17 protein-coding genes are annotated in these 23,733 nt (G+C 61.4%); 14 read left to right on the top strand and 3 right to left on the bottom strand.

Annotated elements, in window-relative coordinates; translation table 11 throughout:
• The first annotated feature begins 120 nt into the window (after nt 1–120).
• Together L6D82_RS18925 and L6D82_RS18920 are read left to right on the top strand one after the other, a co-directional pair.
• Complete coding sequence (locus tag L6D82_RS18925) at nt 121–816, top strand: DUF1266 domain-containing protein (RefSeq protein ID WP_236190954.1); 696 nt, start codon at nt 121–123, stop codon at nt 814–816.
• Complete coding sequence (locus L6D82_RS18920) at nt 813–3,491, top strand: DUF805 domain-containing protein (protein WP_236190952.1); 2,679 nt, start codon at nt 813–815, stop codon at nt 3,489–3,491. The genes L6D82_RS18925 and L6D82_RS18920 overlap by 4 nt, the downstream gene beginning before the upstream one ends.
• On the opposite strand, the gene L6D82_RS18915 is transcribed toward L6D82_RS18920, so the two are convergent.
• From L6D82_RS18915 to L6D82_RS18905, 3 genes are all read right to left on the bottom strand, one after another.
• Nucleotides 3,488–5,179, bottom strand: coding sequence for a molecular chaperone HscC (locus tag L6D82_RS18915; protein ID WP_236190950.1), 1,692 nt, complete (start codon nt 5,177–5,179; stop codon nt 3,488–3,490). The genes L6D82_RS18920 and L6D82_RS18915 overlap by 4 nt on opposite strands.
• 107 nt (nt 5,180–5,286) lie before the next feature.
• Nucleotides 5,287–8,565: a bifunctional diguanylate cyclase/phosphodiesterase gene (locus L6D82_RS18910; RefSeq protein ID WP_085747835.1), complete on the bottom strand. Its 3,279-nt coding sequence runs from the start codon at nt 8,563–8,565 to the stop codon at nt 5,287–5,289.
• Nucleotides 8,566–8,633: 68 nt separating this feature from the next.
• On the bottom strand, nt 8,634–9,524 hold the full coding sequence (locus L6D82_RS18905; RefSeq protein ID WP_007956444.1) for a LysR family transcriptional regulator: 891 nt from the start codon (nt 9,522–9,524) through the stop codon (nt 8,634–8,636).
• Nucleotides 9,525–9,664: 140 nt separating this feature from the next.
• On the opposite strand from L6D82_RS18905, the gene leuC reads away from it, so the two are divergent.
• The 12 genes from leuC (at nt 9,665) to L6D82_RS18845 (ending at nt 23,643) form a co-directional block, all read left to right on the top strand.
• Nucleotides 9,665–11,083, top strand: a complete 1,419-nt coding sequence (gene leuC, locus L6D82_RS18900; RefSeq protein WP_011333350.1) for a 3-isopropylmalate dehydratase large subunit — start codon at nt 9,665–9,667, stop codon at nt 11,081–11,083.
• 11 nt (nt 11,084–11,094) lie between these two features.
• Nucleotides 11,095–11,739 carry a 3-isopropylmalate dehydratase small subunit gene (gene leuD / locus L6D82_RS18895; protein WP_007956446.1) on the top strand — a complete coding sequence of 215 codons (645 nt, stop codon included), beginning with the start codon at nt 11,095–11,097 and terminating at the stop codon, nt 11,737–11,739.
• A 35-nt stretch (nt 11,740–11,774) separates the two neighbouring features.
• Nucleotides 11,775–12,539, top strand: a complete 765-nt coding sequence (locus L6D82_RS18890; protein WP_085747833.1) for a class I SAM-dependent methyltransferase — start codon at nt 11,775–11,777, stop codon at nt 12,537–12,539.
• Between the two features lie 69 nt (nt 12,540–12,608).
• Complete coding sequence (gene leuB / locus L6D82_RS18885) at nt 12,609–13,691, top strand: 3-isopropylmalate dehydrogenase (RefSeq protein ID WP_085655206.1); 1,083 nt, start codon at nt 12,609–12,611, stop codon at nt 13,689–13,691.
• A gap of 66 nt (nt 13,692–13,757) precedes the next feature.
• Nucleotides 13,758–14,870, top strand: coding sequence for an aspartate-semialdehyde dehydrogenase (asd, locus tag L6D82_RS18880; RefSeq protein ID WP_003226428.1), 1,113 nt, complete (start codon nt 13,758–13,760; stop codon nt 14,868–14,870).
• A 193-nt stretch (nt 14,871–15,063) separates the two neighbouring features.
• Entirely contained in the window at nt 15,064–16,074 is a 1,011-nt protein-coding gene (locus L6D82_RS18875; RefSeq protein ID WP_102687006.1) for an aspartate-semialdehyde dehydrogenase, read from the top strand.
• A 209-nt stretch (nt 16,075–16,283) separates the two neighbouring features.
• Nucleotides 16,284–18,920: a motility hub landmark protein FimV gene (locus L6D82_RS18870; RefSeq protein WP_236190948.1), complete on the top strand. Its 2,637-nt coding sequence runs from the start codon at nt 16,284–16,286 to the stop codon at nt 18,918–18,920.
• Nucleotides 18,921–19,070: 150 nt separating this feature from the next.
• Nucleotides 19,071–19,895 carry a tRNA pseudouridine(38-40) synthase TruA gene (truA, locus tag L6D82_RS18865; RefSeq protein ID WP_085607862.1) on the top strand — a complete coding sequence of 275 codons (825 nt, stop codon included), beginning with the start codon at nt 19,071–19,073 and terminating at the stop codon, nt 19,893–19,895.
• 64 nt (nt 19,896–19,959) lie between these two features.
• Entirely contained in the window at nt 19,960–20,574 is a 615-nt protein-coding gene (locus L6D82_RS18860) for a phosphoribosylanthranilate isomerase (RefSeq protein ID WP_085712003.1), read from the top strand.
• Nucleotides 20,575–20,766: 192 nt separating this feature from the next.
• Nucleotides 20,767–21,687 (top strand): acetyl-CoA carboxylase, carboxyltransferase subunit beta, encoded by a 921-nt coding sequence (accD, locus tag L6D82_RS18855; protein ID WP_064378840.1) that lies wholly within the window; start codon nt 20,767–20,769, stop codon nt 21,685–21,687.
• Entirely contained in the window at nt 21,684–22,991 is a 1,308-nt protein-coding gene (gene folC, locus L6D82_RS18850) for a bifunctional tetrahydrofolate synthase/dihydrofolate synthase (protein WP_236190945.1), read from the top strand. The genes accD and folC overlap by 4 nt, the downstream gene beginning before the upstream one ends.
• Nucleotides 22,975–23,643: an SPOR domain-containing protein gene (locus L6D82_RS18845; RefSeq protein WP_102687011.1), complete on the top strand. Its 669-nt coding sequence runs from the start codon at nt 22,975–22,977 to the stop codon at nt 23,641–23,643. The genes folC and L6D82_RS18845 overlap by 17 nt, the downstream gene beginning before the upstream one ends.
• The last annotated feature ends 90 nt before the right edge of the window (nt 23,644–23,733 follow it).

The raw sequence follows: 23,733 nt of genomic DNA, 5'->3' as shown, positions 1-23,733 counted from the left end.
GGCCTTTTTTGTGGGCGCAGGAAAATCGTCGCGGGGTTTGCCGCTGGTTTCCCGGCTCTTTACAATCCGCGCCGACAAGGCCGGCACTCCTCATTTTTCACCGGCCCCGGAGCCTTTTTCATGGACGAGATGGAGCAGCGCTGGCTGTATGCGCTTTCTGCACCTTTGGTTGCCCTAAATCCCGATGCCGACTACACGGCACCCACCTATTGCTTCGACCTCAAGCACGTCGATGTCGAAGGAGGGTGGGGCATTACCACGCGCCCGCAACTATTAGACATGTTGCGCACAGCCGACAACGGGCACGCCACACAGTTGAACGAAGCCTATCGTCAATGGGAACGCTGCCTGCCTTCCGAGTGGCAAGCGCTGATCGAAACACTCGACAGCCGGCAACGAGCTTTTTACGAATTGGCCAGCCGTACGTTCGGAGAATGTGGCTCCGGTGGTATTCGCGCCTGGGACATCGGGCGTATGGGATTTCTGCTGCGCTCCGCAGTGCTGCACGGTTGGATCGACCTGACCGAAAGCCTCTGGTTGCACGGTCGCATGGCGGCGCGTGCGCGGTATTACTACGACAGTTGGACCAGTTATCTGAACGGTTTTGTCATCGGCAAGGCCTTTTGGCATTGCCTCGGCAACAAGGATGAGGAACTGGCTCACGAATACGACCGGCAGGGTGATTACGTCGGCACGACGGTGGTGATCAGGAAGCTGGATCGCGACGCTCGCGATCTTTTTGCACAATTGCCTTGGGACATGCCCCTGCATCTGCCGGAACGCCCTGAGTCTCTAGGGGAGTTCGACTGGTCATGAGCTGCTGGATTCGCTTGGGTATCGAGCCCACCAAAGACAATGAAGCCATTCGTGGCGCCTATCGCGCGCGTTTGCCACAGCACCATCCGGAAACGGACCCTGAAGGTTTCCAGGCATTGCGTGAAGCCTATGAAATCGCCCTGCGCTTTGCCCGAGAAGAAGAGCCCGAGGCAGATGCACCGGCTGACACCGAGCTGAATGCCAGCGATCAGCTTTTGAGCGGCTTTGAGGCGTTGCTCAATGATTCTGCGCGCCGATTCGCTCCTGCGGCGTGGCAAGTCTTCATTTTTGAGCTGGATCAAGTGCCGCTTGAGGTTTTGGATGAGGTTTGCTGGCCTTTGCTGCGCGAGTTGCTCGATGCAGGACCTATTTCCCACGTCTGCGCACGCTTGCTCGCTCAACGCATGGGCTGGGCAAGTCGGATGCTCGATCTGGATTTCGAAAATGCCCGGCATGTCGACGAATTTTTGCAGCGTATCGAGGCGGCGGATCCTTTCGATACATCGTTGATGAGCGAATGGCCAGTCGTCGCGCAACTGGAAACGCTATGGTTTTTGCGTACGCTGAATCATCTCCACCGTAATGCGTCACTGGATGATTACCGTTATTTCGCCAACCTTCACACCTGCGTACCGCTACCGCCGGACGACGGTTTGCTGCAGCGTCTGGCCATCCAGTTCAGTCAGGCCGGCATCGCCAGCAAAGGCTTTCTCGAAATCATCAATGAGCAGCATCGGCTTGCGCCGATGGATGTTGACTGGCTCTATCTGCTGGCGTGCCAGCGCAGCGCCTTGGGCATGGAAGAATTGGCTTTACAGGCTTGGGTGCGTCTCTGGCGAGAGCATCAGCACCCGAAAGCCGCGGACTGGCTCCTGGCCCTGTGCGCGCGTCATCAACCCCAGCGTTTGCCGTTGTTGATTCAGGCATTTGATCGCCTCGAGAATTTCCGCGACTGGTCCGATGACCTGGGTGATGTCACCCAGGAATACGGCAGCCCTTCGCAGCGTCCGGAAACACTGGGTCGCTGGTTTCGCGCCCGACAGCTTGAGCTGCATGACATTGCCGATGCCTTCGTCGAATGGCGCATCAGTGGTGATGAATTACCGTTATTGGCATCTCTGATCGTCGCCAGCGATGACCCGCGACTGCAGACGCTGTACCAGTACGCCTGGGCGCTGCACCGGGGTGACGTTCCATTGCTGCAACGAATCATGGAGGCGCCGCAGGCTTCGGACATTCTTGAACAGTTGGTGTTGGAAGGCTTCAAGTATCAGGCCGACCAGCAAATCTGCTGGTTGACCCAGGCACCGATTCCGCTGGCACTGAAAGCATTTCTGGCGAGCAATTCAGCGCAACCGGTACTTGAGCCGGTGTTGCAGAAGGGCGAACCGCTGGCGCTTTGTCTGCTGTGGATGCGTCGCCTGCGAGCCTACGACGCTCGTTCGTTGGCCCGACTGGATGAGGCATTCGGCCTCGGCAAGCAAGGCGCGCTGCTCGACGGACTGAAGTTGCAGGCACAACTCGCCGGGCAGGGCATGTTGCTTCCCGCTATCGATGGTCGTTGCGATGTGTGGGAATGGCATCGTCAGGCCCTTTATCTGCTGGCGACGCTCGACCAGCCGGTGCGCTGGCTGGGCGCGCAGTCGGCTCACTGCGTCGACTCGATGAATATAGAGCGGGGGCATCCTCTGGCGCGTTTGCAACCGTTGCTCTGCCGGTTGAATCGCGAACAGGGCAGTGCCAGCGGTCTGCTCGGGTGGCTGCAAGCGGCAGATCCGGTGCATGCCATGCTTGCCCGTCAGCTGTTGAGCGCTCAGGAGGCGCTCGACAGTGCGCGGTTGCTGAGCAATGACCGCTTGTTCGAGTGCATGCGCAGCGATATCAAGGCGTTCGATGACGATTTGCTCGGGCGCATGCTGCTGGGGGGCGTGCTGTATCACGATCCTCTGCTGGATGCCCAACAGCGAAAATACCTGCTCGACAGGATTACCGAGGTCGTCAATCCACAGGACTGGTTCGATGGTTTCCGCCACGGTTTGATCAAGGGTGAGCCGCCGCATCCACCTTCAGCGCTTCTGGAGGAAGAAGGGATCAACAGTGATGCTTTCGGCCTGGCCGTGGATGTGCTCAAGGGATTGGTGCGTTACGGCAGTGCCGGTGTGCCGCGGCAGAAAATGCTGCTGCGTATGCAACGAGCCAAGGACAATCCCGAGAATGGCCTCGGTCTGCGTTTTGCCTTCAGCGCGCTGTTGTCGTGGAGTGAGCGTTTGTTGCAGGCCAAAAGCGACACCTGCCCGACGCCGGCTTCAGCGTTCTGGCGTTTGGGCTCGCGGTTGGGCCGAGGCGCATTCATCTGGCAGGTGATTGGCGCTATGCTGATCACGCCTTTGGCGGCGTTGCTCAGCGGTACGCCGCTGGCCGGAATCATCGTTATGTTGTTGGGCGCAGCGTTCCTGCTTGGCGCGATTTTGCGTCGCCTGCATGATATGGGGCGAGGGATTCCCACCTTGCTGATCATCGCAGTGTTGTCGCCGGTACTGCCTTTCTTGCCGCTGGTATTGTTCGGATTTCCCGGTGACACGTTGCCCAATCGGTACGGCGTGCCACCGGACAGCGTCGGTGAAGACACACTGCCCGGCGGTTTGCAGGCCACGCTGCGACGGCTGAACGGTTAGAGGCGAAGTTGATCCAGAGCCTTGTTGAGTTGTGACCGGCGGCTGGCAATCTCTTCCGATTGCTGGCTGCCGAGCACGGTGGTGAACGTGTCCAGCCAATCGGCAATGCGTTCGCGTTCGTCCCCCAGGCTTTGCGTCCACGCACGCTCCAGCCGGGCCAGTAGCGTCCGGTTTGGAAGGGCGTCTCGGGGGTGGATTTTCAGGGTGGCGAGTCGCTCGTGACTGTTTTGTCGCGATTGTTCGTCGAGCCCGGTCGGGCTTCGATCAATGCTGTGGCTGTGACGTTCACCGCTGTCCAGCAAGTTGACGTCGACTTCAAGCAATCCGTTGATGTCGTAGCTGAAACGCACGTCCAGAGCCTGGATCTGTTCGCTCGCCGTTACCGGTACGTCGAAAGCATCAATGAAAATGTTATCGCGCACCCAAGGGCGTTCGCCCTGGTAGACCGCGATGCGAATGGTCTCCTGCTGTGGATGCGTGGTGTAAAAGCGTTGCACCCTGGATGTTGGAATAATGGTATTACGCTCGATGATCGGTGAAAAAGCGCCGCTGATACCTTCACCACGGTTGGTCGAAATTCCCAGTGTGTAAGGGCAGACATCGGTCAGGATCAGTTCTTCAACCGCACCGTCCCGCGCCTTGCAGGCCGCTTGCGTCGCCGCACCCAGTGCGACAATCGTGTCCGGATCGAGGTGTCGATAAGGCAGGCGTCCGAACAGCGTGGCCACCATTTGCTGCACCGCCGGCATCCGTGTGGCACCGCCCACCAACACCAGGCTGTCGAGATCTCGGGGTTTGAGGCGGGCATCACGCAGGGCTTGCTCGATCGGTGCGCGCAAACGGGCCAGAAGTGGTTCCCAGATCTTTACGGCGCCGGTTTCGTCCAGCGACCATTCATACGAACTCTCCCCATTGCGCCAGTTCAGGCTTTGAGTGCCTTCAGAGAGCTTGCACTTGAGCTGTTCAAGGTTGTCGCAAAGGCTGGCGAGATTCTGGGCTTCAATGTGCGCCGGGGTGAGCTGCCACGCCTTGAGGCATGCTTGCAGCAAGGCCTCGGTAAAGTCCTCCCCACCCAAAAAGTTGTCACCGGTGGACGCATGCACTTCAATCAGCGGCAACGCATATTCCAGCACCGTGACATCGAACGTCCCGCCGCCCAGATCGAAGATCAGCGTGCGTTCGAATTTTTGCTCGTGCAGCCCGTACGCCATTGCAGCGGCGGTCGGCTCGTTGATCAGTCGGGAAACCTTCAGGCCCGCCAGTTCGGCGGCGAACAGCGTGCGTTTGCGTTGCTCGTCACTGAAATACGCCGGCACGGAAATCACCGCTTCAGAAACCGGATGACCGAGAAAGGCTTCGGCGTCCTGCTTGAGTGAGCCCAGCACCAGTGCCGATAACTCTTCGGGGCTGAAGGTTTTGGTGCCGAGTTCGATCTGCCGGTCGCTGCCCATGAATCGCTTGAACGCGGCGGCTGTTCGTTCCGGGTGGGTCGTCAGGCGTGCGCGTGCGGCTTTGCCGACCAGAATGGTCTCGTCTTCATCGAGGCTGACCACCGAAGGGGTCAGTACCTCGCCGAGGGCGTTGGGGATCAATCGGGCCTGACCGTCCTGCCAGACGGCGATCAAACTGTTGGTGGTGCCAAGGTCAATGCCCAGCAGGGCCGGGCGGGGGAGGGTTGCATCCTGCATGATCGATCTCGAAACAGCGCGAAAAAACGCGACCCTACAGGTTGCCGCCAACCCTGGCAATTACCGGGCTGGGTCAATACTTGCGACAAGCAATCGCAGGTGTCGGGTCATTTCAGCAATCCCTTCAACCCTTCCAGCGGCAACGGCCGGCTGTGCAGATAACCCTGATACAAATGGCAGCCCAACCCTTGCAGGAAGGCCAGCTGTTCCGGGGTTTCCACGCCTTCGGCGATCACTTCCAGTTCCAGGCTGCGGGCCATGGCGACGATGGCGCGGATGATTTCGGCGTCGTTGGGGTCGGTGGTGGCGTCGCGGATGAACGACTGATCGATCTTCAGCGTGTCCACCGGCAATCGTTTCAGGTAGGTCAGCGATGAATAGCCGGTGCCGAAATCGTCCATAGCGAAACTCACGCCGAGTTTTTTCAGACGACGCATTTTGCTGATGGTGTCTTCCAGATTCTGAATGACGATGCCTTCGGTGATTTCCAGTTTCAGCAAGGAGCAGGGCAGGCCGTGGCTGCTCATGCTGCGCTCGATGCGCTCGACGAAGTCGTTCTGGCGGAACTGCCGGGGGCTGATGTTCACGCACAGGCTGAAGGCCAGAGGGTCGATCAGTTTTTCGGCGATCAATTGCTTGAAGGCTTCGCACGCCTCATCGAGGATCCAGGTGCCGACTTCCAGAATCAGCCCGCTGTCCTCCAGCACCTTGATGAATTCGGTGGGCGATTGCGCGCCGAGTTCCGGGTGATTCCAGCGTACCAGGGCTTCGGCGCCGATGATGCGGTTGTCCCGGGCGTCGATTTGCGGTTGGTAGTGCACGTCGAACTCGCCCCGGGACAGCGCCAGGCGCAGGTCGGTCTCCATGCGCAGCCGTTCGCTGGCCGCCTTTTGCATGGTGTTGTGGTACATCTGCGTGGTGTTGCGCCCCGAATCCTTGGCCCGGTACAGCGCAATATCGGCGCGTTTGAGCAGGTCGGTCGGGGTCGAGCCGTGATCGGGAATCAGCGCCACGCCGATGCTCGGCGTCACTTGCAGGCGCTGGCCGTCGAGGAACATCGGCTCTGACAGCAGTTCGCGAATGGTGTCGGCCAGCTCGCGTACCTGGGCGCTGACTTCGTTGCGCGTGCCTTCCAACCCACTGAGCAACACCACGAATTCATCGCCACCGAGCCGCGCCACTGTGTCTTCCATGCGCACGCTGGCTTCAAGCCGCGCGGTGATGATTTTCAGCACCGTGTCGCCGACCGGGTGCCCCAGCGAGTCATTAATGTGCTTGAAGTGATCCAGATCGAGAAACAGCAGCGCCCCGCGCAGGTTGTGGCGCTTGAGCAGGGCGATCTGCTGGCTCAGGCGATCCATCAGCAGTGCGCGGTTGGGCAGGTTGGTCAGCGGATCGTGATAGGCCAGGTGGCGAATCTGCGCCTCGGCGTTCTTCAGCAGGCTGACGTCCCGGGCGGTGAGCAGCAGGCAGGCGGTTTCGTTGAGAGTGATCGGTTCGACCGAGACTTCCACCGTCAGGATCTCGCCGCGCTTGTTGCGCCCGAGCATTTCCTGATGGTGCACGCGGCCCTTGATCTGCAGCTCGGCGAGCAGTGCCGAGCGTTGTTTTTCCTCGGCCCAGATACCGACCTGATACACGGTTTTGCCCACCACTTCGTCGGCGCGGTAGCCGGTGAGGCGGCAGAAACCGTCGTTGACCTCAAGATAACGTCCGGTGTCGCGCTCGGTGATGGTGATGGCGTCGGGGCTGGAGTGGAACGCCTTGGCGAATTTCTCTTCGCTGGCCTTGAGCGCCGCTTCCGAGCGCTGTTGCTGGGTGATGTCGCGCAATGTGGTAACGATGCACGGCTGGTTGCCGACGCTGATCTGCCGGCTGGAGATCACGCAGGTCAGCGACTGACCGTCCTTGTGCTGGACGATGATCGCAACATTGCTCAGGCCCTGTTCGCGGATCACCCGTTCGATGCGTTGCAGGCTTTTCGCGGAGGCGTCCCACAGGCCGATTTCTTCGGCGGTATGGCCGATCACATCGCTGGCGCTCCAGCCGAAGGTCTGGGAGAAACTGGAGTTGATCTCGATGAATTCCCCGGTTTCCTGTCGGGTCACGCAGATTGGATCAGGGCTGACCTGGAACAGTGTGGCGAATTTCTCTTCCGAAGCCACCAGCCGTTGCTCGCGTTCAACCTGATCGGTGATGTCCAGCAGGGTGCCGGCCATCCGCAACGGTACGCCGTTGTCGTCGCGATAGAGGCGGGCGCGGCTTTCCAGATAGCGCGAGCTGCCGTCCGGCAATTGCACGCGGTAAGTCAGCTGATAATTGCCGGCCGGGCCTTCGCGCAGGCTGCGATAGGCGTCGCGCATGCTGTCGCGCTCTTCGCCGGGGACGCCCTCGAAGAACTCTTCGAACGACTCATGGAACGGTTTTGGCTCCAGACCGTGTAATTGCGCAGCGCGGGCCGAGCCATAGAGCATGCCGCTGGGAATGTGCCAGTCCCAGGTGCCGAGCTGCGCCGAATCCAGCGCCAGGTCGAGGCGTTCCTGACTGTCTTTCAGGGCATGTTCGGCGGCTTTGCGCTCGGTGGTGTCGAGAAAGGTGCTGAGCAAGTACGGCTGGCCTTCGAGTTCGACCTTTTGCGCGCTGAGAATGCCGTCGTGGATCTGGCCGTTGCTGGCGCGGAACTGCACCTCCATGCTGATCAGTTCGCCCTTGGCCTTGGTCTTCTTGACCAGCTCGGCCCGTTGCTCGGGATGCACCCACAGGCCCAGTTCCAGGGTGGTGCGACCGATGGCGCTCTGCACCGGCCAGCCGAACAGGCTTTCGAAATACTGGTTGGCCTCGCTGATCAGGCCGTCTTCCTGACGGGTCAGCAGTACCATGTTCGGGCACAGGTGAAACAGTGTCGCAAAACGTTTCTCCGAACTGCTGAGCGCCTGTTCCCGTTGCCGCTGGTGGGTGATTTCGCGGATCACCCCGATCATTCGGGGGCGACCGTGTTTGTCCGGCAACAGGCTTCCGTTGATCTCCAGCCAGTGCAGGCTGCCGTCGGGCCAGCGGATGCGGTGGTGCATCGCCTGTTCCAGCGGCGCACCGGCAATCACGGCGTGGAAGGCACGGATGGTTTTCGCCCGGTCTTCCGGTGGCAGCAGGTCGAGGTATTCCAGGTCTTCGGGCAGCGGTTGCCGCGGATCGAAGCCGAACAAGGCCTGAGTGCCGCGCGACCAACTGATCTGCCCGCGCTCGATGTCCCAGTACCAGGCGCCGAGGCGGGCACCGTTGAGCGCCGCGAGCAATTGCGGCGCGCTCTCCCAGCTCTGCTCGGATCGCCGTGGATCAATGGCCTGAATACGCGGCATCGGCGGAATACGGTCAACAGATTTCGGCATTGTTAAGGGGCCTTGAGCTGATTTGGGCGTTAGGCACAGGGACGGCAGCTCTATAGGAGTAGCACAAGTTAGCCGAGAGTCCCTGGCAGATCGATTTGAGCGTCCAGCAGGGCCATAAACGCCCGTGCAGCATTCGACAGCGTCCTTTCAGTGTGCAGGATATAGCCTAGCTGGCGACTGAGCTGTATGCCCGGTAAAGGTATGCGCGCCACCTGTTCATCGAGCATCGTGCGCGGCAAAACGCTCCAGGCCAGGCCGATCGACACCATCATCTTGATGGTTTCCAGGTAGTTGGTGCTCATGGCGATGTTCGGCGTCAGCCCCTGAGCCTCGAACAGCCGTTGGACAATATGGTGGGTAAAGGTGTTGCCGCCGGGGAAAACCGCCGGATGGCCGGCAATGTCCGCCAATGTGACGGCGCCGTTGCTGATCAATGAATGCTCCGGGGCGACCACGAAATCCAGCGGGTCATCCCAGACTGGCGTGGCCTTGACCAGCGTATGCGGCTCCGGCGCCAGGGTGATGACCGCCAGTTCCGCCCGGCCATGGAGAATTTCTTCGTAGGCCACTTCCGAGTCGAGGAACTGAATATCCAGCGCCACCTGTGGGTAGCGGCGGGTGTATTCCCTCAATAAGGGCGGCAAGCGGTGCAGGCCGATGTGGTGACTGGTGGCCAAAGTCAGTCGACCGGTGACTTCACCGGTCAGGTTGGTCAGGGCGCGACGGGTGTCATCGAGCACGTTGAGAATCTGGTAAGCCCTTGGCAGCAGGGCCCGGCCCGCCTCGGTCAGGCCTACTTCACGACCGAGCCGGTCGAACAGCCGCACATTCAATTGCTGCTCCAGCCCGGCGATGCGTTTGCTGATCGCCGGTTGCGTCAGGTGCAGCCGTTCACCGGCACCGGAGAAGCTTCCCGTCTCGGCAATCGCGATAAAAGCATTGAGGTTGGCCAGGTCCATGTTTGTATTCCAGTTGGTTATCCAAAGCATAAAAAATATGAATTTGAGTTATTTAATCTAACCCCATAGGATCGGCCTCACAAGCCAAAGGGTTATTGATAAGCCCAGGGCATAGAAACAAGCTGATGAGGAACCGTCTGATGGCCGGCAAAACGCTCTACGACAAGCTCTGGGATTCGCATTTGGTCAAGCAGCGCGACGATGGCTCGGCGCTGATCTATATCGATCGTCACATCATCCACGAAGTGACCTCGCCGCAAGCCTTCGAAGGCCTGCGTCTGGCCGGGCGCAAGCCGTGGCGCATCGATGCCAACATCGCCACCCCGGACCACAACGTACCGACCACCCCGGAGCGCAAGGGCGGCATCGAAGCCATTGCCGACCAGGTCTCGCGTTTGCAGGTTCAGACCCTCGACGACAACTGCGATGAATACGGCATCGTCGAATTCAAGATGAACGACGTGCGCCAGGGCATCGTTCACGTGATCAGCCCGGAGCAGGGCGCGACCTTGCCGGGCATGACCGTGGTCTGCGGCGACTCGCACACCTCGACCCACGGCGCGTTCGGCGCCTTGGCTCACGGGATCGGCACCTCCGAGGTCGAGCACGTGCTCGCCACTCAGTGCCTGGTCGCCAAGAAAATGAAGAACATGCTGGTGCGCGTCGAAGGCCAGTTGCCGTTCGGCGTGACCGCCAAGGACATCGTCCTCGCCGTCATTGGCAAGATCGGCACCGCCGGCGGTAACGGCCATGCCATCGAATTCGCCGGCAGCGCGATTCGCGACCTGTCCATCGAAGGCCGCATGACCATCTGCAACATGTCCATCGAAGCCGGCGCCCGCGTGGGCCTGGTAGCGGCGGACCAGAAGACCGTGGATTACGTCAAGGGTCGTCCTTTCGCACCGAAAGGTGCCGAGTGGGATCTGGCGGTCGAATCCTGGAAAGACCTGGTGTCCGACGCCGACGCGCATTTCGACACCGTGGTCGAGCTCGACGCCACGCAGATCAAGCCGCAGGTCAGCTGGGGCACTTCGCCGGAAATGGTCTTGGCCGTTGATCAGAACGTGCCGGACCCGGCTAAAGAGATGGATCTGGTCAAGCGCGACTCGATCGTCCGCGCCTTGAAATACATGGGTTTGACCGCCAATCAGGCGATCACCGACATTCAGCTCGACCGCGTATTCATCGGCTCCTGCACCAACTCGCGGATCGAAGACTTGCGCGCTGCGGCGGTGATCGCCAAGGGCCGCAAGGTTGCGTCGACCATCAAACAGGCCATCGTGGTGCCGGGCTCGGGTCTGGTAAAGGCGCAGGCCGAGGCCGAAGGTCTGGACAAGATCTTCCTCGAAGCCGGTTTCGAATGGCGCGAGCCGGGTTGCTCGATGTGTCTGGCGATGAACCCGGACCGTTTGGAGTCCGGCGAACATTGCGCCTCGACCTCCAACCGTAACTTCGAAGGCCGTCAGGGCGCCGGTGGCCGTACCCACCTCGTCAGCCCGGCCATGGCCGCTGCGGCGGCGGTGAACGGTCGTTTCATCGACGTTCGTGAATTGATCTAAAGGAGCGCAGCATGAAAGCTTTTACCCAGCACACTGGTCTCGTCGCGCCTCTGGATCGTGCCAACGTCGACACCGACCAGATCATTCCGAAGCAGTTTCTGAAGTCGATCAAGCGCACCGGTTTCGGTCCGAACCTGTTCGACGAGTGGCGTTACCTCGATGTGGGTCAGCCCTATCAGGACAACTCCAAGCGTCCACTGAACAAGGAATTCGTGCTCAACGCCGAGCGTTATCAAGGCGCCAGCGTGTTGCTGGCCCGCGAGAACTTCGGTTGCGGCTCCAGCCGTGAACACGCGCCATGGGCGCTGGAAGAGTACGGTTTCCGCAGCATCATCGCGCCGAGCTATGCCGACATCTTCTTCAACAACAGCTTCAAGAACGGCTTGCTGCCGATCATCCTGAGCGACGCCGAAGTCGACGAGCTGTTCAAGCAGGTCGAAGCCGCGCCGGGCTATCAGTTGCAGATCGATCTGCACGAGCAGACCGTCACCAGCCCGAACGGCAAGGTCTACCGCTTCGAGATCGACGCCTTCCGCAAACACTGCCTGCTCAACGGCCTGGACGACATCGGCCTGACCCTGCAGGACGGCGATGCGATTGCCGCGTTTGAAGCCAAGCATCGCGCGAGCCAGCCTTGGTTGTTCCGCGACGCGTGAATCTGAAAGGTTGAAACCCAGAAAAGGACGTACCCATGACCAGCACCGCCCACAGTCAGGTTGTACAAAAGCAATTCGGTGAACAGGCCGCCGCCTACCTGAGCAGCGCCGTTCACGCTCAAGGCACTGAATTTGCGCTGCTGCAGGCTGAACTGACGGGGCAGGGCGAGGCTCGGGTGCTGGACCTGGGTTGCGGCGCCGGTCACGTGAGTTTTCACGTCGCCCCGTTGGTGAAAGAAGTGGTGGCCTATGACCTGTCGCAGCAGATGCTCGACGTGGTGGCCGCCGCTGCCGTTGATCGCGGTTTGAGCAACGTGTCCACGGTCAACGGCGCCGCCGAGCGTCTGCCGTTCGCCGATGGCGAGTTCGACTTCGTGTTCAGCCGTTATTCGGCGCACCATTGGAGCGATCTCGGCGTGGCCTTGCGCGAAGTGCGCCGGGTGCTGAAACCGGGCGGCGTGGCGGCGTTCATCGATGTACTGTCGCCGGGCAGTCCGCTGTTCGACACCTATTTGCAGAGCGTCGAAGTGCTGCGCGACACCAGCCATGTCCGCGATTATTCGGCCGGTGAGTGGTTGCGCCAGGTCAGCGAGGCTGGTCTGCACACCCGCAGCACCACGCGTCAGCGCCTGCGTCTGGAGTACAACAGCTGGGTCGAGCGCATGCGCACACCCGAAGTGATGCGCGCCGCGATCCGCCAGTTGCAGCAATCGATGGGCAACGAAGTGCGCGAATATTTTGAGATTGAGGCCGATGGTTCGTTCAGTACAGATGTACTGGTGCTCTGGGCTGAAAAGTAATCCTGAAACGATAAGTATTTTTCCGGGCGCGCCCGTCGATGGCGCACCGACTGAAGACACGAGGAAAGCATGAGCAAGCAGATTCTGATTCTCCCAGGCGACGGTATTGGTCCGGAAATCATGGCCGAAGCGGTCAAGGTGCTGGAGCTGGCCAACGACAAGTACAGCCTGGGCTTCGAGCTGAGCCATGACGTGATCGGTGGTGCCGCCATCGACAAGCACGGCGTGCCGCTGGCCGACGAAACCCTCGACCGCGCTCGCGCTGCCGATGCCGTTTTGCTGGGCGCCGTGGGTGGCCCGAAATGGGACACCATCGAACGTGACATCCGCCCTGAACGCGGCCTGCTGAAAATCCGCGCGCAACTGGGCCTGTTCGGCAACCTGCGTCCGGCGATCCTGTACCCGCAACTGGCCGACGCTTCGAGCCTGAAGCCGGAAATCGTTGCCGGCCTGGACATCCTGATCGTCCGTGAGCTGACCGGCGGCATCTACTTCGGCGCGCCGCGCGGTACCCGTACTCTGGAAAACGGCGAGCGCCAGTCTTACGACACGCTGCCGTACAGCGAAAGCGAAATCCGCCGTATCGCCCGTGTCGGTTTCGACATGGCCCGCGTGCGTGGCAAGAAACTGTGCTCGGTGGACAAGGCCAACGTACTGGCGTCCAGCCAACTGTGGCGTGAAGTGGTCGAGCAGGTCGCCAAGGATTACCCGGACGTTGAGCTGAGCCACATGTATGTCGACAACGCCGCGATGCAACTGGTGCGTGCACCGAAGCAGTTCGACGTGATCGTCACCGACAACATGTTCGGCGACATCCTGTCCGACGAAGCGTCGATGCTCACCGGCTCCATCGGCATGCTGCCGTCGGCCTCGCTGGATGCCAACAACAAGGGCATGTACGAGCCTTGCCACGGTTCGGCGCCGGACATCGCGGGCAAAGGCATCGCCAACCCGCTGGCGACCATTCTGTCGGTATCGATGATGCTGCGTTACAGCTTCAATCTGCACGAAGCGGCGGATGCCATCGAGAAAGCGGTCAGCGTGGTGCTGGATCAGGGTCTGCGCACCGGCGACATCTTTTCGACCGGTTGCACTAAAGTCGGTACGCAGGAAATGGGTGACGCAGTAGTCGCCGCGCTGCGGAATCTGTAATCTCTCGGGCCCGCTGCGAAATTCAATACAAAGCAGCGGCCCACTTTTCAAGAAGGTGTAGTTGCGATGAAACGTGTAGGTCTGATCGGTTGGCGCGGCATGGTCGGTTCCGTGCTCATGCAGCGGATGCTGGAAGAGCAGGATTTCGATCTTATCGAGCCGGTGTTTTTCACCACTTCCAATGTCGGTGGCCAAGGCCCGTCCGTGGGCAAGGACATTGCTCCGCTCAAGGACGCTTACAGCATTGAAGAGCTGAAGACCCTCGACGTGATCCTGACCTGCCAGGGCGGCGACTACACCAGCGAAGTATTCCCGAAGCTGCGCGAAGCCGGCTGGCAGGGTTACTGGATCGACGCGGCCTCGAGCCTGCGGATGAACGACGACGCCGTGATCATCCTCGATCCGGTCAACCGCAAGGTCATCGATCAGCAGCTCGACGCGGGCACCAAGAACTACATCGGCGGCAACTGCACCGTCAGCCTGATGCTGATGGGCCTGGGCGGTCTGTTCGAGGCCGGTCTGGTCGAGTGGATGAGCGCCATGACCTATCAGGCGGCCTCTGGTGCCGGCGCGCAGAACATGCGTGAACTGATCAAGCAGATGGGCGCGACCCACGCCGCTGTCGCCGATCAATTGGCCGATCCTGCCAGCGCGATCCTCGACATTGACCGTCGTGTGGCCGAAGCCATGCGCAGCGACGCGTACCCGACCGAAAACTTCGGCGTACCGCTGGCCGGCAGCCTGATCCCGTGGATCGACAAGGAACTGCCGAACGGCCAGAGCCGCGAAGAGTGGAAGGCCCAGGCCGAGACCAACAAGATCCTCGGTCGCTTCAAGAGCCCGATCCCGGTCGACGGCATCTGCGTGCGCATCGGCGCCATGCGTTGCCACAGCCAGGCGCTGACCATCAAGCTGAACAAAGACGTGCCGATCGCCGACATCGAAGGGCTGATCAGCCAGCACAACCCTTGGGTCAAGCTGGTGCCGAACAACCGCGATATCAGCATGCAGGAGCTGAGCCCGACGAAAGTCACCGGCACCCTGAACGTACCGGTTGGTCGTCTGCGCAAGCTGAACATGGGTTCGCAGTTCGTCGGTGCTTTCACCGTCGGCGACCAACTGCTGTGGGGCGCGGCCGAACCGCTGCGTCGCATGCTGCGGATCCTGCTTGAGCGTTGATCGCTTGATGCAATGAGAGAACCCGCGCCTCGCAAGAGGCGCGGGTTTTTTTGTACCTGTTGATCGTTCCCATGCTCTGCGTGGGAATGCAGCCATGGACGCTCCGCGTCCGCTCTTCGCGGCGGGCGCGAATTGCCTGCGTGCGACTCACCCGGTAAAGTGCCGCTCCCCCCGTTTCGCCAGAGGTAGCAACATGACCCAGACCCTTGATATTGCCGTGATCGGCGCCACCGGTACTGTCGGCGAAACCCTCGTGCAGATTCTCGAAGAGCGCGACTTCCCGGTGGGCACGTTGCACCTGCTGGCCAGCAGCGAATCCGCCGGCAGCTCGGTGCTGTTTCGCAACAAGAACGTGCGCGTGCGTGAAGTCGACGAGTTCGATTTCAGCAAGGTCAAGCTGGCGTTCTTCGCCGCCGGCCCGGCCATTACTCTGAGTTACGCCGCCCGCGCTCACGCGGCAGGTTGCTCGCTGGTCGACTTGTCCGGCGCCTTGCCGGCGGATCAGGCGCCGCAAGTGGTGCCGGAAGCCAATGCCGCTGTGCTGGCCGGTTTGAAAGTACCGTTCCAGGTCAGCAGTCCGAGCCCGTCGGCCACCACATTGGCCGTGGTGCTGGCGCCGCTGCTCGATCTGATCGAGCTGCAATACGTGCATGTCACCGCCAATCTGGCGGTTTCCGCCCAGGGCCGCGAAGCCGTGACCGAGCTGGCGCGCCAGACCGCCGAGTTGTTGAACATGCGTCCGCTGGAGCCGACATTCTTCGACCGGCAGATGGCTTTCAACCTGCTGGCTCAGGTCGGCACGCCCGACGCGCAAGGCCATACGCTGCTGGAAAAACGTCTGGTGCGCGAGCTGCGTCAGGTGCTGGCCAAGCCTTTATTAAAGATTTCCGCAACTTGCGTTCAAGCCCCGGTGTTTTTTGGCGATAGCTTTAGCGTGACCTTGCAGTCAGCGAGCGCGGTCGACCTGGAAAAGGTCAACGCCGCGCTTGAAGAGGCCGAGGGCATCGAGCTGGTCGAGGCCGGCGATTATCCGACCGCCGTCGGTGACGCGGTGGGGCAGGACGTGGTCTACGTCGGGCGGGTGCGTGCCGGTGTCGACGAACCGTCGGAACTTAATCTGTGGTTGACGTCAGATAACGTACGCAAAGGTGCGGCCCTCAACGCCGTGCAGGTCGCCGAGTTGTTGATAAAAGACCTGCTGTAAAAGATACTTGGCAACAATTTGTCGACTGATTCTAGGCGAGCGCTATGCTTGGCCGGAGCACTCGATGACGTGTCACCCTCCGGGACTTTCCGGGGCATCAAAGAAATGATCGCGCGCGGCATGCTGTCGTCGTCGCGCGCAATGCCTTACGGCAGCGACAATCAACATCTTCTCGCTGGCCGAGGAACGTTCAAACAAAGGAAGAGGCTATGGTTCAAGTTCGCAAACTGGTGTTAGCAATAGCGGCCGCCTCGGCGCTGTCCTCCGGTATGGCGCATGCCCTCGGGCTCGGGGAGCTGACCCTGAAGTCGACCCTGAACCAGCCGCTGGTGGCGGAAATCGAGCTGCTCGATGTCAAGGATCTGACCGCTGCCGAAGTGGTGCCGAGCCTGGCCTCGCCGGAAGATTTCGCCAAGGCCGGCGTCGATCGCCAGGCCTTCCTCAATGATCTGACCTTCACCCCGGTGCTCAACGCCAGCGGCAAAAGCGTGCTGCGCGTAACGTCGAGCAAGCCGCTGTCGGAACCGATGGTGAAATTCCTCGTGCAGGTGATGTGGCCGAACGGCCGTCTGCTACGTGATTACAGCGTGCTGCTGGATCCGTCGAAGTTCTCGCCGCAGACCGCTGATGCCGCCGCTCAACCAGCGCCGGCACAAACCATCACCGCACCGACCACCGGCGCCACGCATTCGACCCACACCACCACGCCACGCGACACCCTGTGGGAAATCGCCGCCAAGGCGCGCACCGGTGGTTCGGTGCAGCAGACCATGCTGGCGATCCAGGCCTTGAACCCGGACGCGTTCATCGGCGGCAACATCAACCGCCTGAAAACCGGACAGGTGCTGCGTCTGCCGGATCAGGTGCAAAGCACCGCGCTGCCTCAGTCCAAAGCGATTGCTGAAGTGGCTGCGCAGAACGAAGCCTGGCGTCAGGGCCGTCGTTATGTGGCCAAACCGGGCACCGGTCAGCAGCAGCTCGATGCGACCAATCGTGGTCGCGCCAATACCGGTGCTGCGCAAAACGCCAAGGACAACCTGAGCCTGGTGTCCGCCGAAAGCGCCAAGGTGCGTGGCAAGGGTCCGGCCGGCGACGCCAAGGCCCTGAGCAACAAACTGGCGGTGACCCAGGAAAGTCTCGACACCACCCGTCGTGACAACGAAGAACTGAAAAGCCGCATGGCCGATCTGCAAAGCCAGCTGGACAAGCTGCAACGCCTGATCGAGCTGAAGAACAATCAACTGGCGAAAATGCAGGCCGAAGGCTCGGGCGCTGCTCCCGAGACCGCCGCCACTGCGCCAGTGGTGCCGGCGATCACCGCGGAGCTGGCGGCCACGCCGCCGGCTACTCCGGCAGAGGCTGCTCCGGCCGCACCTGCGCCTGAGGCTGCTGCTCCGGCACCGGTCGAGCCGGTTGTCGAGCCTGTGGTTGAAACCACGCCCGCCGCCAATGACGAGAAAACCTTCAACGAACTGCTGACCAATCCGATCCTGCTGGGTCTGGTCGGTGGCGGTGCGGTGGTTCTGCTGCTCCTGCTGTTGCTGCTGGCCCGCCGCCGCAAGGCGCAGCAGGAAGCCGAAAAACACCTGCGCATGGCCCGTGCGCTGGAGGAGCAATCGTTTTCCCAGGACCTCGATCTGCCGGAAAGCAGCTTCGAAGGTCTGGAAGTGCCAGCCGCCAGCGTCAAGCTGAACCCAGCCCCAGCCCCAGCCCCAGCCGCTGCTGCTGTAGTTGCTCCAGTCGTGATGGCCGAGCCGATCGCCGCGCCGTTGGTGGCACCTGCCGCCGAGCGTTCCGACGACGTGCTGGACAAGGCGCAGTCGCACATCGACGGCGGTCGCCTGAATCAAGCGGCCGCGCTGCTGGAGGAGGGCGTGAGTCTGGAGCCGCAGCGCAGCGATCTGCGTCTGAAATTGATGGAAGTCTACGGTCGCCAAGGTGATCGCGATGCCTTCGTCGGTCAGGAGCGCCAACTGGTTGCCAATGGCGACAACTTCGCCAAGGTCGAAGAGCTGAAAAGCCGCTTCCCGGCCATGGCGGTCGTCGCGGCCAGCGGTCTGGCGGCAGCGGCCATTGCCGCCGAGCTTGACGAGGATTACGTCAAGGAGCTGTTGCTCGACGAGCCTGAAGCGCCTGCTGCGGCAGATGCCGAACTGGACAGCGCTTTCGATCTGAGCCTCGACGATCTCGACAACATCACGCCGGTTGAGCCTGTGGCGGCTGTCGAGCCGGAAGCGCCGGTCGAACTCGACGCGTTCCCGACTGACGACGACCTGAGCTTCGAATCGGTGCTGCAGCAGCAGACCGATATCAAGGAAAACCTCGACGACCTGTCGGACTTCGACCTGGATCTGGATCTCGGTGCCGATCCTGCGCCTGCGCCGGTCGAGCTGGCAGACGATGATTTCCTGCTGGATCTGGACGAGGGCGTAAAGGATCTGCCGCTGGTCGAAACCCCAACTGTCGCCGACGTGCCGCAGGACGATCTGGAGCTGCCAGCCGATTTCGACCTGTCACTGGCCGACGAAATGGACGCGGCGCCTGCCGAGCCGGATGCGTTCGCCGCCGAACTGGACGACGTCAACGCCGAGCTGGATCGTCTGTCGAGCAGCATCAACGAGCCAAGCTTCACCGAGGCCGATGCCGCGCTGGGTGATGATCTGGGCGAGGATGACTTCGACTTCCTGTCCGGCACCGACGAAGCCGCGACCAAGCTCGATCTGGCTCAGGCCTACATCGACATGGGTGACAATGACGGCGCGCGCGACATCCTCAATGAGGTCATCAGCGAGGGCAACGACAAGCAGAAGAGCGAAGCGAGCGAAATGCTTTCGCATCTGGCCTGAGTCGGCATTGAGCGGTAAACAAAACGGCAGCCCATGAGGCTGCCGTTTTTGTTTGGGTCTGGTTTCCCCGTCCCGCCGCCTTATAATGCCCGCCTTTGTAGATCAGCAGGCTGTCCCGACTTGGCAAACATAGATAACCCGGCCGCCGAAATGGCACCCGAAGGCTTTTTCCGCGTCGCGCTGGGCGTTGAATACAAGGGCTCGCGCTACAGCGGCTGGCAGCGCCAGTCCACCGGTGTGCTCACCGTGCAGGAAACCCTGGAAAAAGCCCTGTCGAAGGTCGCCGACTCGCCGATCTCGCTGCAATGTGCCGGGCGCACCGACGCCGGTGTGCATGCCTGCGGGCAAGTGGTGCATTTCGATACCCAGGTCGACCGTTCGCTGAAAGCCTGGGTCATGGGCGCCAACATCAATCTGCCCCACGACATCAGCGTCAGTTGGGCGAAGGTCATGCCGGCGCATTTCCATGCGCGATTCAAGGCGATTGCCCGGCGCTATCGCTACGTGATCTACAACGATCAGATCCGCCCGGCGCATCTCAACGAAGAAATCACCTGGAATCACCGTCCGCTGGACGTCGAGCGCATGGCCGAAGCCGCGCAGTATCTGATCGGTACCCATGATTTCAGCGCGTTCCGTGCCGGCCAGTGCCAGGCCAAGTCGCCGATCAAGAAGATGCATCACCTGCGCGTGACCCGTCACGGCAAAATGATCGTTCTGGACATCCGCGCCAATGCGTTCCTGCACCACATGGTGCGCAACATTGCCGGGGTGCTGATGACTATTGGCGCCGGCGAGCGGCCCGTGGAGTGGATGAAAGAAGTGCTGGAGAGCCGCGAGCGGCGTTCCGGCGGGGTCACGGCGCATCCGTTCGGCCTGTATCTGGTGCAGGTCGAGTACCACGACGAGTTCCCGTTGCCCGAGCGTTTCATCGGGCCACATTTCCTTACGGGTTTCTCGGAACTTGACGGCTGACGCCCTCGAACGCATTTGTTACCATCCGGGACTTTCTCGGATTTGCCTTGGGGTTTTTATCGACATGTCAGCCGTTCGCAGCAAGATTTGCGGGATTACCCGCATGGAAGATGCGTTGGCAGCCGTCGAGGCCGGGGCCGATGCCATCGGTTTTGTGTTCTACGCTAAAAGTCCCCGGGCCGTGACCGTGCAGCAGGCGCGGGCGATCATCGCCGCATTGCCGCCGTTCGTGACCACGGTCGGATTGTTCGTCAATGCCAGCCGCTGCGAGCTCGGGGAAATCCTCGATGCCGTGCCGCTGGATCTGTTGCAGTTCCACGGCGATGAAACCGCCGCCGAGTGTGAAGGCTGGCACCGGCCGTACATCAAGGCCTTGCGGGTCAAGGCAGGCGATGACATTGCCGCAGCCTGCGATGCCTACCCAAGCGCCAGCGGCGTGCTGCTCGACACTTATGTCGAAGGCGTGCCCGGCGGAACCGGCGAGGCGTTCGACTGGTCATTGATTCCGCAAGGCTTGAGCAAGCCGTTGATTCTGGCCGGCGGCCTGACGCCGGAGAACGTCGCCGATGCGATTGCCCGGGTGCGGCCGTATGCCGTGGATGTCAGCGGCGGGGTAGAGGCGAGCAAGGGCATCAAGGATCACGCAAAGATTCGTGCATTCATCAACGCCGTACGCTGATGTGACGGCTGGCAGACTGCCGCCGTCCACAGCTCTGTAGAAAAGAGGCTGAGGGTCTTTTCGGGGTGTACGCAGGTCAGTTCCGCTGACCCGGCAGTCCGGACGATCATCGCCACACATGAATTTAGCTGAAGGGCATACGCGGGGCCGCGAACCAGAGCGTTCGGGCCGCCGGTACTGGAGAAAGAAAGCATGAGCAACTGGTTGGTAGACAAGCTGATCCCTTCGATCATGCGTTCCGAGGTCAAGAAGAGCTCGGTCCCTGAAGGTCTGTGGCACAAATGCCCGTCCTGCGAGGCTGTGCTGTATCGTCCGGAGCTGGAAAAGACCCTGGACGTTTGCCCTAAGTGCAACCACCACATGCGCATCGGCGCACGTGCGCGCATCGACATCTTCCTGGACGCCGAAGGCCGTGCCGAACTGGGCGCCGACCTGGAGCCGGTTGACCGTCTGAAATTCCGCGACGGCAAGAAGTACAAGGACCGTCTGGTTGCTGCCCAGAAGCAGACCGGCGAGAAAGACGCACTGGTTTCCATGAGCGGCACCCTGCTGGGCATGCCGGTCGTGGTTTCGGCGTTCGAATTCAGCTTCATGGGCGGTTCCATGGGCGCCATCGTCGGTGAGCGCTTCGTGCGCGCCGCCAACTACGCGCTGGAAAACCGTTGCCCGATGGTCTGCTTCTCCGCCTCCGGTGGGGCGCGGATGCAGGAAGCCCTGATCTCGCTGATGCAGATGGCCAAGACCTCGGCCGTGCTGGCGCGTCTGCGTGAAGAAGGCATTCCGTTCATCTCCGTGCTGACCGATCCGGTTTACGGCGGCGTTTCCGCCAGTCTGGCGATGCTGGGCGACGTGATCGTCGGCGAGCCTAAAGCCCTGATCGGCTTCGCCGGTCCACGCGTGATCGAGCAGACCGTGCGCGAAAAACTGCCGGAAGGCTTCCAGCGCAGCGAGTTCCTGCTGGAGCACGGTGCAATCGACCTGATCATCGACCGTCGCGAACTGCGTCCGCGTCTGGGTAACCTGCTGGCGCAACTGACCGGCAAGCCGACGCCTAAATTCGTTGCTGCGCCGATCGAGCCGATCGTCGTTCCGCCGGTGCCTGCCAACGTATGACCGAGCGCACCCTTGGCGAGTGGCTCGCCTACCTTGAGCAGTTGCATCCATCGGCCATCGACATGGGGCTGGAGCGTTCGCAACAGGTAGCGTCCCGCATGGGGCTGGGCCAGCCGGCGCCACGGGTGATTACGGTCACCGGCACCAACGGCAAGGGTTCGACCTGCGCTTTCGTGGCTTCATTGCTGCGGGCGCAGGGCCTGAACGTCGGTGTCTACAATTCTCCGCACCTGCTGCGTTACAACGAGCGGGTGCAGCTCAATGGCGTCGAAGCCACTGACGCGCAGCTGTGCGAAGCCTTCGCGGCGGTCGAGGCGGGGCGCGGCGACACTTCCCTGACTTACTTCGAAATGGGCACCCTGGCGGCGTTCTGGCTGTTTCAACAGGCCGGGCTCGATGCGGTGGTGCTGGAAGTCGGGCTGGGCGGGCGTCTGGATACAGTCAACGTGGTCGATGCCGATATCGCGCTGGTCACCAGCATCGGTGTCGATCACGCCGACTACCTGGGCAACAGTCGCGAATCCGTGGCCTTCGAGAAGGCCGGGATTTTCCGTCAGGGCAAACCTGCGCTGTGCGGCGATCTGAATCCTCCACAACCGCTGCTGGACAAGGCGCGCGAGCTTGCTTGCCCGTTCTTCCTGCGCGGGCGCGATTTCGATCTGGGTATCACGGATCAATTCTGGCAGTGGCGCGGTACCGATGCTGACGGTCAGGTCGTCGAGCTGCGCGATTTACCGCTGCTCGATCTGCCGATGGAGAACGCCGCGCTGGCGTTGCAGGCTTATCTGCTGCTCGGCTTGCCATGGGATGCCAAACAGATTGTTGCGGCGTTGCAGGCGACTCGCGTGGTCGGTCGCCTGGATCGTCGTTCGTTCGAATGGAACGGCAAGCGCTTGAACCTGCTGCTGGACGTTGGCCATAACCCGCATGCGGCGGAGTACCTGGCGCGGCGTCTGGCTGCTCGTCCACCGGTCGGCAAGCGTCTGGCGGTGTTCGGCTTGTTGGCGGACAAGGATCTGGACGGTGTCATCGGTGAACTGAATGCCAGCGTCCAGCATTGGGCGGTGGCGCCGCTGGATTCGCCGCGTGCGCGGCCGGTGGCTGAATTGAATGTTGCACTGCAGAACCTTGGCGCATCGGTCACGTCTTATGACAGTGTGGCGGCTGCGCTGGAAGGGCAGTGTGCAGTGGCCACCAGCGACGACGAGATCTTGCTGTTCGGATCATTTTATTGTGTCGCCGAGGCCCTCGAATGGCTGTCTCGGCGCTCCACGGAGGAAGCGGCAAATGGCTTTGCTGGATAAAGCGTACAAACAGCGCATGGTCGGTGCCTTGGTGCTGGTGGCGCTGGCGGTGATTTTCCTGCCGATGCTGTTTTCCCGTCAGGATGAGCAGCGTCAGGTGACCGTCGATGCGCCGGCCGCACCGCAAGCGCCTGCCGTGGCGCAGATCCAGATGGAAACCGTGGCCGTGCCCGAGCCGCAGGTTCTGCCGCAAGAGCCAGTGCCGAGCGATGACGAGGTCGCCGAGCAAGCGGCGCCAGCGGCGCCGATTGCTTCCGCCGCGCCAGCTCCGGCTCCGGCGCCGGTAGCCAAACCGGTTGCACCGGCTCCCGCTCCCGCTCCTGTGGTCAAGCCAACCACAGCCCCGGCCCAGCCGATCGCTGCGCTGTCTGCCAAACCGGATACCACTCAAAGCCGCGTCGATGCCAATGGCCTGTCGGTGAGCTGGTCGGTGCAACTGGCCAGTCTGTCGAGCCGCGCCAGCGCCGAAAGCCTGCAGAAAACCCTGCGCAGCCAGGGCTATAACGCTTACATCCGTTCCGCCGATGGCAAGAACCGGGTGTTCGTCGGCCCGCTGATCGAGCGTGCCGAAGCCGATCGTCTGCGCGATCTGTTGAGCCGCCAGCAGAACCTCAAGGGGTTTGTGGTGCGCTTCCAGCCCGAACGCGGCTGATATCTATCACTTCGATAGAAATGCACTGAAAATCGCAGCTTACCGACAGCCATGCGCTCTGCTAAAATGCGCCGCCTTATCCGTCTGTAG

The sequence above is a fragment of the Pseudomonas paraglycinae genome (assembly GCF_021601625.1).
GTDB classification, from domain to species: Bacteria; Pseudomonadota; Gammaproteobacteria; order Pseudomonadales; family Pseudomonadaceae; genus Aquipseudomonas; species Aquipseudomonas paraglycinae.
This window is presented reverse-complemented; position numbering and strand designations above follow the sequence as displayed.